Source organism: Bacteroides sp. Marseille-P3684 (assembly GCF_900291465.1).
Classification (GTDB): domain Bacteria; phylum Bacteroidota; class Bacteroidia; order Bacteroidales; family Bacteroidaceae; genus Phocaeicola_A.
In genome coordinates this window covers 1,137,715-1,151,344 of record NZ_LT985808.1, presented here as the reverse complement: position 1 = coordinate 1,151,344, position 13,630 = coordinate 1,137,715, and the positions used below count along the sequence as shown (strand labels likewise).

10 protein-coding genes and 1 pseudogene are annotated in these 13,630 nt (G+C 51.7%); 6 read left to right on the top strand and 5 right to left on the bottom strand.

What is annotated here, in order from left to right:
* Positions 1-34 precede the first annotated feature (34 nt).
* The 4 genes from C8275_RS04300 to C8275_RS04290 all read right to left on the bottom strand — a co-directional run bounded on the left by C8275_RS04300 (position 35) and on the right by C8275_RS04290 (position 4,773).
* On the bottom strand, positions 35-1,690 hold the full coding sequence (locus C8275_RS04300) for a lipopolysaccharide assembly protein LapB (RefSeq protein ID WP_157948164.1): 1,656 nt from the start codon (positions 1,688-1,690) through the stop codon (positions 35-37).
* A gap of 177 nt (positions 1,691-1,867) precedes the next feature.
* On the bottom strand, positions 1,868-2,020 hold the full coding sequence (locus C8275_RS14615) for a hypothetical protein (protein WP_157948163.1): 153 nt from the start codon (positions 2,018-2,020) through the stop codon (positions 1,868-1,870).
* Between the two features lie 244 nt (positions 2,021-2,264).
* Complete coding sequence (dnaG, locus tag C8275_RS04295; protein ID WP_106484234.1) at positions 2,265-4,343, bottom strand: DNA primase; 2,079 nt, start codon at positions 4,341-4,343, stop codon at positions 2,265-2,267.
* A gap of 73 nt (positions 4,344-4,416) precedes the next feature.
* Entirely contained in the window at positions 4,417-4,773 is a 357-nt protein-coding gene (locus C8275_RS04290) for a GntR family transcriptional regulator (RefSeq protein WP_022385530.1), read from the bottom strand.
* A gap of 196 nt (positions 4,774-4,969) precedes the next feature.
* On the opposite strand from C8275_RS04290, the pseudogene msrA reads away from it, so the two are divergent.
* From msrA to pyrH, 3 genes and pseudogenes are all read left to right on the top strand, one after another.
* Positions 4,970-5,446, top strand: a pseudogene (gene msrA / locus C8275_RS04285) (peptide-methionine (S)-S-oxide reductase MsrA); the annotation flags it as partial.
* 40 nt (positions 5,447-5,486) lie between these two features.
* Positions 5,487-6,785, top strand: coding sequence for an MATE family efflux transporter (locus C8275_RS04280; RefSeq protein ID WP_106484232.1), 1,299 nt, complete (start codon positions 5,487-5,489; stop codon positions 6,783-6,785).
* Positions 6,786-6,909: 124 nt separating this feature from the next.
* A complete protein-coding gene (gene pyrH, locus C8275_RS04275) occupies positions 6,910-7,620 on the top strand; it encodes a UMP kinase (protein WP_106484231.1) in 711 nt (236 codons plus the stop codon).
* A 106-nt stretch (positions 7,621-7,726) separates the two neighbouring features.
* Here pyrH and C8275_RS04270 read toward each other — a convergent pair whose 3' ends face one another.
* A complete protein-coding gene (locus tag C8275_RS04270) occupies positions 7,727-8,359 on the bottom strand; it encodes an outer membrane beta-barrel protein (RefSeq protein WP_157948162.1) in 633 nt (210 codons plus the stop codon).
* 155 nt (positions 8,360-8,514) lie between these two features.
* Between C8275_RS04270 and C8275_RS04265 the strand changes: the two genes are divergently transcribed.
* The 3 genes from C8275_RS04265 to C8275_RS04255 all read left to right on the top strand — a co-directional run bounded on the left by C8275_RS04265 (position 8,515) and on the right by C8275_RS04255 (position 13,049).
* Positions 8,515-8,880: a hypothetical protein gene (locus C8275_RS04265; RefSeq protein ID WP_106484229.1), complete on the top strand. Its 366-nt coding sequence runs from the start codon at positions 8,515-8,517 to the stop codon at positions 8,878-8,880.
* Between the two features lie 237 nt (positions 8,881-9,117).
* Positions 9,118-9,372, top strand: coding sequence for an AraC family transcriptional regulator (locus C8275_RS14800; protein WP_234395704.1), 255 nt, complete (start codon positions 9,118-9,120; stop codon positions 9,370-9,372).
* 59 nt (positions 9,373-9,431) lie between these two features.
* Positions 9,432-13,049 (top strand): hypothetical protein, encoded by a 3,618-nt coding sequence (locus C8275_RS04255; RefSeq protein ID WP_106484227.1) that lies wholly within the window; start codon positions 9,432-9,434, stop codon positions 13,047-13,049.
* The last annotated feature ends 581 nt before the right edge of the window (positions 13,050-13,630 follow it).

Genomic DNA, 13,630 nt, shown 5'->3' with positions numbered 1-13,630 from the left:
TTTTGTAGAGGTTTCAATCCCCAATTTTCGTCCATCAGAACTGTTGGATAAAGTCATCGAGATTCATATCCTCAATGCCCATCTTTTCCTTCAGGCGCATCTTTTTCCGCGAGATACTGGGCTTGGCAATGTGGTAGATATTGGAGAGCATGTGGATGGAAAATTCCATCTTCAGCAGGCAGGCAAACCTTATCTCGTCAAGCGTCAGATCCGGGAAGCGTTTCTTCAGCCGTGTGGTAAAGCCATCGAAACAGGCATCCGTGTTCTTCACGATGATGTCCCACTCCTCTTCCTCCAGATGGATGGCACCCTGGGCATTCTGCGTCTTCATCAGAATCGGGATGGTGAGCGTGTTCAGACGCTTGTAGAAATTGATGCTCTGGTTCAGCTTCTCAATCTCCATCGCCTCCTTTTCCTTCTTTTCCTGCAACAGCTTCAGTTCGGCAGCCTGCTGGCGTGCCATGAGGTCCAGACGGCTGTTATGTTCCTCGTACAGCTGTTCCTGAATCTTCTTTTTCTTCCGGTAGGTCCGTATAAACAGCAGCAAAGACACAAGGACAAACAGCCCAAAGACATTGATGGCCTGATAAAAACGAGACGTACGCCGGGTGTATGCCTCCTCCGCCTGTGCCAGCTGACGTTGCTGGTGGTCGTGCTCCTGGAACGCATTCAGGTTGCCCATATACTCCTCGTGGTTGTCATAGTCCAGAGAATCACGGTAAAGGAGGCTCTGCTCCAGGTAGTAGGATGCCCTCTTGAAGTCCCCCTTCTCCTGCATCAGCTGAGACATGGTACGGTAGACAGCCGCCTTATGCTTATGGTCCTGAAGATTGATGCTGTCCATCAGGGTCTCTTCCGCCTCATCAAAGCGATGCAGACGGAGGAACGACTCGCCTCTAAGCACACTGCACTCCTGACGTTGCCCCCGACTGTTGTCCAGACACAGGGCTTCTCCCAGGCAGACCAGCGCCGAATCGGGTTGCCCCATCCGGAGAAAGCTCCTTCCCAACTCGCGGAAGCACGAGGCACGGAACAAGGCCGGTTGCTCCCCTTCCGGACGGCTGACCACCTGCGAGAGTACACGGTTCGCATCTGCATACCTCTTCTGACGCAGATAAAGAACCGACAGTTCGTATCGGGCACGGTCCTTCAGGTTCCGGTCTGACAAGGAACGGGCAATCTGCAGGGCCTGCTCCAGACAGGTCTCCTCTTCCTTATACATCATCTTGAAGCGGTAGACGTAAGCCTCTCCCAACTTTGCCTGGAACACGCGACGAGGATTCTGTCCGGCATACTTGCGTGCTTCTGCAAAACTGTTGCTCGCACGCAACCAGGCAAAACGCCCGGTATAGACCTGTCCCAGGTAGTAGTAGAGCTGATAAAGCCGGGCAGAGTCCCCCTTCTCCCTGAAATAGCCGATGGACGCCTTCAGCTCCTCAGGCTTCGGGTTCTTCTCATCGGGCAGAAGCATGGCGCCCTTGTAAGCGATGTAGTGATAGAGCTGCCGGTCTTCCGGACGGAAGGCGGTCGTATCCATCAGCCAGAGTGCATGCAGGGTCTTCTGGGGTGTCTGCTCCAGCGAATCTTCCAGTTGCAGCAAAGCGGGTTGGTAGTGTATGGAATTTCCTGAGTCACATGCCCAGGTCAGCAGGATGAGACTTATCAATAAGAATTGTTTCTTCAAATTCATGTCTTCTCGTTAAAATGTTAAGCGGGTGTAGTGCTCCCTCTGTTGAAAGGAACGGTTCACAGTCAGATGCCGGACACAGTCCGGGGAGCGATGGAGGGGGCCAATGTGCATTGGCTATATGGTGAGACTTGAAAGTCCTAGAAAGACAGTCGGGGGACAGGGAATCCTGACCTGGCTTCACGCCATACGCTTCCGGACCTCACATCGGCAAGGGCTGCTGCCATTGGGCGAGAGCGCATTGCGTATGTTCAGGAGCATCTGACAGGTAAAACCGACGACGCTGTCACGGTTCGCAGGCTCTGAAGAGATGTACAGAAAGCGTTGAGTCATGTTTCCCAGGTTGTACAGCAGTTGTCTAACAGACCGCTGTTTGTTGTCTATTGCAAAGCTAGGGAATAAAAGAAGACAATCCGTCCTTTTTCGATGTACATTTGGTTCTTATGATATTCTTTATAACCCCTTAACTTTCACATCGTGCCCGTTCAACGGCTCTGTTCACAAGGGATTTAGCTGACAAAGGAGTGCTGAACTCACGGAATTTGAGCAGGCTGACCGGCACGGACAGATGTACAAATCAGACGTTCAGCACCCGGTCACCGAGTCGCTTTGCCATGATACGCTGTACCTCGGACAGATCCTTGTAGTGCTTCATGATGGACAGGTACCGGCTCTCGTCGTGCATGTTCTCCGGGTCGAGCAGAGCTTGTTGGGTATGCTTCAGTTCCTCCTCCACGATGGCATGCTTGAAGTCGGTCATCACATGGGGAACCAGTTCGTAAAGCCGTTCCTCGTCCGTGACGATTTTCTGGCTTTTCGTATGATACTTGCTCAGCGTGTAACGTTCATTGGCAAGGTTCACCGCATAGCGGCTGATGTCGGGGTTGGGATGTGTCCCGAAATAGTGTTCGGCACGGAAGCCTTCGTCATGGATATGACTGACAGCCTCGGCAAGCATCTGCCGGTGCAACGGATTATGGAACTGCAAATCGTCAATCTGCAGATTCCCGGCAATGAACTCGGTGACCGTCAGGGGGGCTTCGTTCCCCTCCTCGTCGGTGGTCACACACATCACCCGCTCTCCATAGCGAACCAGCAGCTCCATGATGAGTTTCTCCAACGGATAGAACTTCCGGCTTTCGGGATTGTCCTGCGGGATGTAAGATTCATACGTGTCGGGCACCGGAGAGGGGACAACGGGTTCACCCGGTGCAGGGATTGCCGGAGCCGCCTCACCCGGTTCACCTTCAGGGGCAGCAGTTCCTTCAGCGGAAGGCGACGCCCCCTGTTCGCCGGCAGCACGTTGTGCCTGTATCTGTGCGTTGCGTTGCGCCTTGTATTCCTTCTCCAGCTGCGCTTCCTTCAGTTTGCCCACTTCAGCAATGAGCAGCTTCTCCTCCACCTGCAGCAGCTGGCTGCATTCCTTGATATATACGGAGCGCACGATGGCATCGGGGATGACCGAGATGCTGCGTACGATATCGGTGATGAGTCCGGCACGCTTGATGGGGTCATTGCCGGCATCGTCGAGCAGCAGATTGGCCTTGAAACGGATGAAGTCCACCTCGTGGGCATTGATGTATGCCTGATAGTCCGTGGCATTGTGCTTGCGGGCAAAGCTGTCGGGGTCGTCCCCGTCAGGCAACAGCACCACCTTGATGTTCATTCCCTCCTCCAGCAGCATGTCGATGCCGCGCAAGGAAGCCTTGATGCCTGCCATGTCGCCGTCATAGAGCACGGTGATGTTGTTCGTGAAGCGGTGGATGAGGCGTATCTGTCCCGGAGTGAGGGACGTACCCGAGGAAGCAACCACATTCTCGATGCCCGACTGGTGCATCGAGATGACATCGGTGTATCCCTCCACCAGGAAGCAACGGTCCTGCTTGACGATGGACTGCTTGGCAAAGTAGATGCCGTAGAGCTCATTGCTCTTGTGATAGATTTCCGACTCGGGCGAATTGACATACTTCGCCGTCTTGGCATCGGTCTTGAGGACACGTCCGCCGAAGGCCACGACCTTCCCCGACAGGGTGTGGACCGGGAAGATGACCCGTCCCCAGAAGCGGTCGCGCAGGGAACCGTCGTCGCGGGCATAGCACAGTCCCGTCTTCACGAGGTACTCCGGACGGTAGCCCTTCAGGGTAGCTTCCCGGGCAAATGCATCGTGCTGGTTCAGGCAATAGCCCAGCTGGAACTTGGTGATGATGTCGTCGCGGAAGCCGCGTTGGCGGAAATAGGTCATTCCGACCGTCTGCCCCTCCACATGGCTGCGGAGGATGTTCTGGAAATAGTCGCGGGCATATTCGTTGACCACGAACATGCTCTCGCGGATGCTTTGCGCGTGTTTCTCCTCATCGGTCAGCTCGCGCTCCTTCACCTCGATGTTGTACTTGTGTGCCAGCCACTTCAGCGCTTCGTAGTAGGAGAGCTGTTCGTGCTCCATGATGAAGTGCACCACGTTGCCTCCCTTTCCGCAACTGAAGCACTTGCACACGCCTTTCGAGGGAGACACGCTGAAGGAAGGTGTCTTCTCGCTATGGAACGGACACAGCCCGACGTAGTTCACGCCCCGCTTGCGCAGGGTGACAAATTCCGACACCACGTCGACAATCTGTGCGGCGTCCATGATTCTGTCTATGGTTGCTTGGTCTATCATGTGAACTTGATTCGTTGCGCGAATTTACGAATTAAATGGAGAAAGTGGTCACCCTTCACGCCGCATTCTTCGGCTATTTCATGCTCCGGTAGATTTCCACAATCTCTTCGATGGGGATGTCCAGCTGGGTGAGGCGGGCGAGGAACTCGGGCAGCTCATCGCCCAGGAACTGCGCCTTGCGCAAGGCAAGCACCTTGTGCTTGGCACCCGGCTTGACGAAAAAGCCGAGTCCGGGACGCGTGTAGAGGATATCCAGCTCCAGCAAATAGTCGTAGGCACGCACAATGGTGTTCACATTGACATCGAGCGTGGCAGCATGTTCGCGTACGGAAGGAATACGGCTCTCGTCCCGATATTCCATCGTGAGAATCTCATCGCAAATGCGGTCGGCGATTTGCTTGTATATGGGTTTGTTTTCCTTAAATACCATGACTGGGTTTAGGCGGGTTTGTTTTGATTAAGCTCGCGAAATTACACATTTCCGGACAAAAGGACAAATCAGCCTCGCTTTTCAGGGACAGAATGACACCGGGGCATGCATAAAAGCACTAATTTTGCCCGACGAATTTTTGTGTGTATCATCCGACTAAAACCTACAGCTTATGAAACCAGACACAACAATGACCGAGACCGCCATCTTCGCAGGCGGATGTTTTTGGGGCGTGGAATACTATATGAAACAGCTGCCCGGCATCCTTTCCATCGAGTCCGGCTATACGGGCGGACATGTGGATTTCCCCACCTACGGGGAAGTGAAGTCGCACACCACGGGGCATGCCGAGGCGGTGCGCATCGTCTTCGACCCGTCGAAGGTGGACTATGAGACGCTTGCCAAACGCTTCTTCGAGATTCACGACCCGTGCCAGACGGACGGACAGGGCTATGACATCGGTCCGCAATACCGCTCGGAAATCTTCTATGCCGACGAACGTCAGAAAGCCATTGCCGAGCGCCTCATCGCCTGCCTGCGCGACAAGGGACTGACCGTCGTCACCCGTCTGACGCCCGCAACCATCTTCTGGCCGGCGGAAGACTACCACCAGGACTATTTCGAGAAGAACGGCGAACTGCCGGACTGCCACCGCTATGTGAAACGATTCTGAACGGGAAGCGGACTGCCTTCCCCCGACAACCGCATTGCTTATGAACAAGAAGATACTCGACATTGCCATCCCCTCCATCATCTCGAACATCACCGTCCCGCTGCTCGGGCTGGTCGACGTGACCATCGTCGGACACCTGGGCTCCCCGGTCTACATCGGTGCCATTGCCGTGGGAGGCATGCTGTTCAACATGATTTACTGGATATTCGGCTTCCTGCGCATGGGGACGAGCGGAATGACCTCGCAGGCATTCGGCAGCCGCGACCTCAACGAGGTGACCCGTCTCCTGCTCCGCTCCACCGGTGTGGGACTGCTCATTGCCTTTGCCCTGCTCCTGCTGCAAGCCCCCCTCCGCTGGATGGCGTTCCAGTTCATCGATGCATCGCCTGCCGTACAGGAGAGCGCCACCCTCTACTTCAACATCTGCATCTGGGGAGCACCCGCCGTCCTGGCACTCTACAGCTTCTCGGGCTGGTTCATCGGGATGCAGAACTCCCGCTTCCCCATGTACATCGCCATCACACAGAACCTGGTCAACATTGCCGCCAGCCTGAGCTTCGTCTTCCTCTTCGGCATGAAGGTCGACGGCGTGGCACTTGGAACCCTCATCGCCCAGTATGCCGGGACCGGCATGGCTGTGTGGCTGTGGCTGCGCTACTACGGCTCGTTACGCCGACGCTGGCACTGGCGCGACTTTGCCAACCGACGTGCCATGATGCGCTTCTTCGGTGTGAACCGTGACATCTTCCTGCGTACGCTCTGCCTCGTGGCGACCACGGTGTTCTTCACCTCCACCGGGGCACGTCAGGGAGACATCATCCTGGCCGTCAACACCCTGCTGATGCAGCTCTTCACCCTCTTCTCCTATGTGATGGACGGTTTCGCCTATGCCGGCGAGGCGTTGGGCGGACGGTACTACGGCGCAGGCAACCACCCGGCATTCCGGCAGACGGTGCGTCGGCTGTTTGCCTGGGGCACGGGCGTGGCAGCCCTGTTCACCCTGCTCTACGTGGCAGGCGGACAGTCGTTCCTGGGTCTGCTTACCGACGAGACTGAGGTCATCACTGCCTCGGCGGACTATCACTATTGGACGCTTGCCATCCCCTTCGTCAGCTTCTCCGCCTTCCTGCTCGACGGACTCTTCATCGGTACCACCTCGACCCGCTGGATGCTGCAATCCATCTTCGTGGCGTCGGCCTGTTTCTTCCTCATCTACTGGCTCGGAGCCGACCGCTGGGGCAACCACGCCCTGTGGCTTGCCTTCCTGGTCTACCTGGGCATGCGCGGCGTGATGCAGGCATGGCTGGGGCGGAAGCTGGTGTTCGGACGAGGCGGATAAGCGTCCGTCAAAAGCACAAGAGAACGGGGAACAGGTTGACGGGGAGGAATGTAAGGACGGACCTTTGCGGATACTCATATTATCTTTACCTTTGCCGGAAACATCATAAACACCTTACTTGAATATGGCAAAATATAAACGCATCCTGCTCAAGCTGAGCGGGGAAAGCCTCATGGGCGAAAAACAATACGGCATCGACGAGAAACGGTTGGGCGAATATGCCGCACAGATTAAGGAAATACACGACATGGGCGTACAAATCGGCATCGTCATCGGTGGCGGAAACATCTTCCGCGGACTGAGTGGTGCCTCGAAAGGCTTCGACCGCGTGAAGGGCGACCAGATGGGCATGCTCGCCACGGTCATCAACAGTCTGGGACTCAGCTCGGCACTGGGAGCCGTAGGCGTCAAGGCACGCGTGCTGACTGCCGTCCGCATGGAACCCATCGGCGAGTTCTACAGCAAGTGGAAGGCCATCGAGTGCATGGAACAGGGCGAAGTGGTCATCATGTCTGCCGGGACGGGCAACCCCTTCTTCACCACCGACACAGGTTCGTCATTGCGCGGCATCGAGATTGAAGCGGATGTCATGCTCAAGGGTACGCGCGTTGACGGCATCTATACCGCCGACCCGGAGAAAGACCCGACAGCCACGAAGTTTGCCGACATCACCTATGACGAAGTGCTGAAGCGCAACCTGCGCGTGATGGACCTCACCGCCACCTGCATGTGCAAGGAGAACAACCTCCCCATCATCGTCTTCGACATGGACACCGTGGGCAACCTGAAGAAGGTCATTGCCGGCGAGGCTATCGGCACCCTGGTGCACAACTGACGCCTGCACGCCGCACACAGAGATACAGAGGCACAAAGACACAACGTACGGGGGATTCTCCCTCATACCGGTTGTGCCTTTGTGCCTCTGCCGCTATCAGGGGCTCTCAGAACTCCCATCCGAGACGGACATTCACCGAATGCTGGAGACACGAGGGTTCGGAGATGAGCCACAGGCTGGCAATCCGGTCCAGTATTTTCCAGTGGAAGTAGCCGCTATAGTCCACACCGACCACCCAGTGCGGACTCAGGTGGTAATCATAGCCCAATGCAAAGCCCAATGCCGTACGGACTGTCCTGTCCTTCTCACGGGTGTCGGGGACGTAGCCTTCCTCCCAATAGGTCTGCGGCAGGTAAGTCTTGCGTACGTTCACGCCCAACGTCCCTTGCAGGAACAGTGCCGAACGGCGTGTCTGTACGAACTCCCACCCGACGCCGTAGTCACCGCTCAGTTCCCGTATTTTCCAGTCGAGCCGTCCCTCACCCGGTTTCTCCATCGAAGAAGGATAAGTCCCCATTCCATGCCCCTGGTTAAAACCTGCATGAAAATCCGCCAGGATATAAATCCGGTTCGAAGGGTAGTAGCGCACCTCTCCACCCAGGCGGTAACCGTTCTCGGTATAGGGATTGCCGGGGAAGTTCTCATAACCGCCCAGGACACTGATGCGCCAGTTTCCTTCCTGTGCCACGGAAGCGGTCATGCAGACTAAGGCAACGAGGAAGCCAATCAATTTCTTCATAGGTCTGTACTGTTTGTCATCGTACCAATTTGCCACAAATATAACCATATTCCCAGAGATAAATAATCGGACGCGCCGACTATTTCCGCGTCAGAAAGACTGCATTTCCACAAAAGCATTACCTTTGCGCCATCATAGACCAACCAACAACACGTATGAAAACATGGAAACTGATTGCCGGCACCCTGCTCACCCTGCTGGTGTGCCTGCACCTCGCCTCCTGCGGCGAAGAGGATTATTCCACCCCGACAGCCGACGCGCTGGTAAACACCACCTGGACCGGCAAGGATTCCGGGAGCATGTACAACCAGATTATCATCGTCAGCCGTACCAACCTGACTTACATTGTCCGTGCCGAGAACGGCGAAGAGTCCTCGCGCGAAACGATGCAATACACCTACAACGAGTCCGACGGTACCTTCCGTGCCTGGTCGGGCAGCTTCGAGATGAGCGGCACCATCAACAATGCCTACATGACGCTCCGCATCGGCGACGAGCAGCTCATCCTGGACAAGGAATAGGAAACTCACCCTCGCTCTGAGGCAACCGCTCCCCTCCGCAAAGCACGACGACTTTGCGGAGGGGAGTTTTTTATCGGTTTGCCTCCGCCTTCCTGCCTCACTCCTTTCCCCTTCACCCTTCCCCTTCAGACACTCGTCCTGTTTTTTCAACCGACGCCGTCACTGTCCGGTCACCTCCTTTTCATCATCTTCCGTTTATTTTCTGATTTACTTCCGCTTATCCAGGCATGTTCAATAGTGGGCACGAATACTACCTATCTGTCGAACACCGTGAACGAGATGTTTGGCTGCAATTTGAAGTCGTTAATCAACTGGTACCGTGTGCAATACGCCAAAGAGGTGTTGCGTCGCGGCATCTGTCGGCTGAAAGACATCCCCTTCGTGTGCGGGTTCGCCTCCAAGAGCACCTTCTACGCTTCCTTTAAACGCTGTGAGGGCATCACCCCCAACCGCTTCATGAACATCTGTCGGAAGGGTTGTGAAGAACAATAGAAAGAAAAGAGAATAAAACAATTAAAGTTATTATTAATCTTTAAATTTAAAGTTTTAGTATGATGAACAAAAAGTTAATGAGTACGCTCCTGTTCAGTGCAGCCTTGCTCTCAGCAGGAGTGGTGACGTCATGTAAAGACTACGATGACGACATTGACGAGCTTCGCGCAGGTCTCGAAGCCGTTGAGAGTCTCGCGTCTGAACTTCAGTCACAAATTCAAAAAGGTGCCATCCTGACCGATGTGACCGCCACTTCCAATGGAGTTCGTCTCACATTGAGCAACGGCAATACCTTTGAACTGACCAATGGCGTTGACGGCGAAGACGGCAGCGTCGTTGAAATCGGACCAAATGGTAATTGGTTTATTGATGGCGTAGACACTCAAAAGCCTTCGCGCGGCGAAAAGGGAGATAAAGGTGATCCCGGAGAAAAGGGTGAACAAGGTGAACCTGGAGAACCAGGTACTCCCGGGCAATCAACCTCTTCTGTTTATTACTATCCTGGAACAGAAGGGGATGAAAACGGATATTGGATCAAAGTCAATGTTGCAGCTGACGGTTCAGAAACAAAAGAAAACACCAACATCCAATGGACTGCCTCTATCAAGACTGAAGGCGTAATTGCTATTTGGGATAACGATGTCCTGACATTGCGCAACGTAGAAGGCTATGAAGGCGATTTGGTTATCTCGTTAAGAGGTGATTTGAAAGCATTGGTATTCCAGCCTGAATTGGTTCTGGATGGACAAAATGCAATGGAATATGCATATATTCCTTATCATCCTGTAACGTTTGATGGTTCTGAAAAGACCGGTATGATGACTGTACATCAAGTTGTCACCGGTGAAGGCTATGCAGAACTGGCTCAACCTTACACCATTAAAGATGAAGCTGTCGTAAGCGAGAATTGGGGATTTGTGAATCCGACTTACTGCAAGGAGTATCACATGAACCCGACTACTGCTATCATCAGCGAATTTTCACAGGAGAACTTAGGTGTAACTTCTGATGACCGTGACTTTATCCAAACCAGAGCTGCCGCATCCAATCCGATGGCTGTTTGGTTCAAAGATGTAAGAGACGGAAAGATGCAAGTCGGCATCAAGATGGAAGGTCAGTTAGTAAAGACACAAGAAGAAGACCGTACTAACGAGTCCTATTTCTATCCTGCACGGAAGGATGACTCCAAGATTACAGACCTCGCCATCCAAGTTCCTTTGGATGAACAAAGAACTGAAGTTATCACCTCCACTTATTCTTCTGTATATGCTTCACAGATTGCTATCGAAGCTTTGGCTTACAACACTTCCAGCAATCACATCATTACAGAAAAGGAGTTTGATACTGATCATCCGGTAGGTTCGGCAAGTACCCACTCCAATCCCATTGGTGGTGGCGCCCACTTATATGATAAAGCTAAAGACGCAGCCGAGCAATCTGCAACAGTTGAATTAGCTTACAGTGATGCCAACGGTATCAATTTGAATGAATTGGTTCGTATACACGTAACAGCAAACTCAAGACGTTCATGGAATGCCGCAAAAAGCATCTATACTTGGAATGAAGATTCTCTGAAAGCTCATGGCATGGAATTTGCGTTCGAAAAAGTTCCTTTCACTATTGGTTCTAACGCGACCGAACAGTCACAGAACCACTGTGTATTGGTAACAAAGACCAATGAAGCCGGTGAAGCTTACACATCTATCGCTGCATGCGGTGTAGATAGCAACAGTGATACTGACCTGCTCGACTGCAAGATTGACTCAACCAAGATTGGAAAAGCGATTGCTTCTGTAGGACGTACTCCGTTGATTCGTGTTTCTATCAAGAATACAGAAAATGGAGAGGTTGTAGAAGCCGGCTTCATCAAGTTCAAAATTATCGCTCCTGAAACACCAGTTGCTGCTGAGAAATTCAACTTGGGCGACTTCTTCTATCGTTGTGGAGACCAAACCAAGAAGATTACATGGCATGCTATCGAAACCAAGTTGCTGGAAGCTACTGCTGAATCTTCAAAAGAGACCTTTGATGCGAACTACCACATCGTTGCTGATGAAAACCATGAAGTAATACAATTTGTTCCTGGCGGCGAAGATATGTATGGCTATCCGACCTATACGCAAGTTCCTGCTATTGGTACAATCCACGAAATTGCCAACTACGGTGCTGAAACAACTGATGTTCTCTCATGGACTATCGACCGTGCAGACTTTGTGGCATTGGCTAAAAATGAAGGTTATCCTGTTGTTACTATCACAAGATATGTGAAGTATGAACCTAACAAGGGTCTGGGTAACACGGGTACGGCCAAGAAGCCTATCTATTTACCGATCGAAATCACATTGAAGTATCCGAAGGCTGTCTTGAGAAATAAACTCTCAACTTACTGGTATGCAGACAATAGCATGTCAGAAACTTCTGCCGGTGACTATAAGAACATGCGTGCTATCCACGCCAATGTAGATGTACCTGCTACAATCACTGACATGAAAGCAGCCAGCTGTGACTTCTATGTAGCTTTGGACAGCCGTTTCGAAAAGAACACAATCGGACACTCTGGCAACGGTACTATGGGCAGTAGCTGGAATATCTCTAACGGTCCCGGTGATGTATGCTTTGCAGTCAATGAAAATGCACCGAAGTTTATCATCCAACCGGAAGATACATGGAATGTAGTTTACGACTGGAACAAGGAAAGCAACTTTACTTCTTTCCAGAATGACAGTCTGGTTTATTACTACTACTTCTCACTTGCCAACAACAACAGAACAGTCAAAGGCGTAAGCAATACATCTTACACTTTGGGCGTTGCCAACACAACTGCCAATAACGATGTAATGTTGTTTACGGATGCAGAACCTTACGAATTCAAGAACCAAATTCTGACTGCCAATGGTACTCCTATTGCTAAGCTGAACTATAATCCTCACAATTCTCATGTAAGAGATCACGGTGTATGGTTGGAGCTGATGAACAACGCTGTAGCCAAAGATCTCTTGAACGTTCCTGAATCTTGGGATGGCGATCTTAGCAAAGCTGAAACTCTGTTGAAGAATACATTGGATGTCAATATTGGTGTAGCTGCATTTAACAGAGAGTGTGGTGCCTTCTTACCTACCGCTGATAATACATTTGATGTAGAGTTCTTGAAGCCTGTTTATGCACAACCTAAAGACGAAGTTCACTTCGTAGATGCATACGATGGCGGTGAACCTGAGACTGAGGTATACCTGGCTGACCTGATTGACTTCTATGATTTCAGAGTCCGTCACTTCGCTGACTACTTGGATTACTATCATTACTATGAGGTATCTGACATTTCAGTTGATCCGCAAGAGATCTTGACTAATATGAACAGTGCCGATGGTCAATGGAGACCCTTGAAAGAAGTTACTAACGACGTAGAATTCAAAGTTTATCGTTGGAATGATACACTTGGAGACTATGCGCGAGTAGACGATGGTTATGTTGTTAATACTGCTGCTGGTGTTCCCGCTATAGGCTCTACCATGAGAGATATTGCTGAGAAACACTTCGACAAGTTGACGTACACCAACAACACTGCAACTGTGGTGAACTTCGATATCAAGATACCGGTAAAGATCAAACACAAATGGAGCCAAGAAGAGTTTGTTGTTTGGGTAAACGGTACAGTAGGTAGAACTCAAGCAAACTAATTCACTTTAAATTCTAAGTAATTAGGCAATCTGTTGGAGGGCACATCTCACAAACGAGAATGTGCCCTTCTTTTTATCCTTCTTGTCCTCCAGCCACAAACCCGGTGACCAGCCGGTGACCAACTTTGAAGAAGAATGAACTGCTTTTACGACGAAATAGCTGTCCTAAAACATAAAATTGCACAAAAATCCGGACCGGGGAAATGGGATGAAGCGACGGAGGTAAATGCCTTATATGTCAATGGCTGCACGCTAAACATCAGCAGTGCAGCCATTGACGTATGTAAATTCTATTCAAATGTGCGGAAACAGGTGACTAAACAAGGTTCATAGACGTGCCCACTATTGAACTGAACTTCGACAACGAAAGTTCGCGATCCAGATATACCTTGTGGACATCCAGATACTTAAGGACCTTCTGATAAAGCTCCGTCCGTGGGTTTCCTGACAGCTTGGTAGGAGTAAAAGGAAAACTTTTTCCTTCTCTACCTTGTACTATAGCATCCATATTACACTCTTTTATCGCAAATGTGATTTACGAGGCAAAAGTAAACAACCGCTTCACACCAAGCAACACTTTT

Bases quoted from the DNA above. Each gene is read 5' to 3' on its own strand.
- dnaG (WP_106484234.1), bottom strand. From the start codon at position 4,343: ATGATAGACCAAGCAACCATAGACAGAATCATGGACGCCGCACAGATT.
- C8275_RS04265 (WP_106484229.1), top strand. From the start codon at position 8,515: ATGAAAACATGGAAACTGATTGCCGGCACCCTGCTCACCCTGCTGGTG.
- C8275_RS04290 (WP_022385530.1), bottom strand. From the start codon at position 4,773: ATGGTATTTAAGGAAAACAAACCCATATACAAGCAAATCGCCGACCGC.
- pyrH (WP_106484231.1), top strand. From the start codon at position 6,910: ATGGCAAAATATAAACGCATCCTGCTCAAGCTGAGCGGGGAAAGCCTC.
- C8275_RS04270 (WP_157948162.1), bottom strand. From the start codon at position 8,359: ATGAAGAAATTGATTGGCTTCCTCGTTGCCTTAGTCTGCATGACCGCT.
- C8275_RS04255 (WP_106484227.1), top strand. From the start codon at position 9,432: ATGATGAACAAAAAGTTAATGAGTACGCTCCTGTTCAGTGCAGCCTTG.
- C8275_RS04300 (WP_157948164.1), bottom strand. From the start codon at position 1,690: ATGAATTTGAAGAAACAATTCTTATTGATAAGTCTCATCCTGCTGACC.
- C8275_RS04280 (WP_106484232.1), top strand. From the start codon at position 5,487: ATGAACAAGAAGATACTCGACATTGCCATCCCCTCCATCATCTCGAAC.
- C8275_RS14615 (WP_157948163.1), bottom strand. From the start codon at position 2,020: ATGACTCAACGCTTTCTGTACATCTCTTCAGAGCCTGCGAACCGTGAC.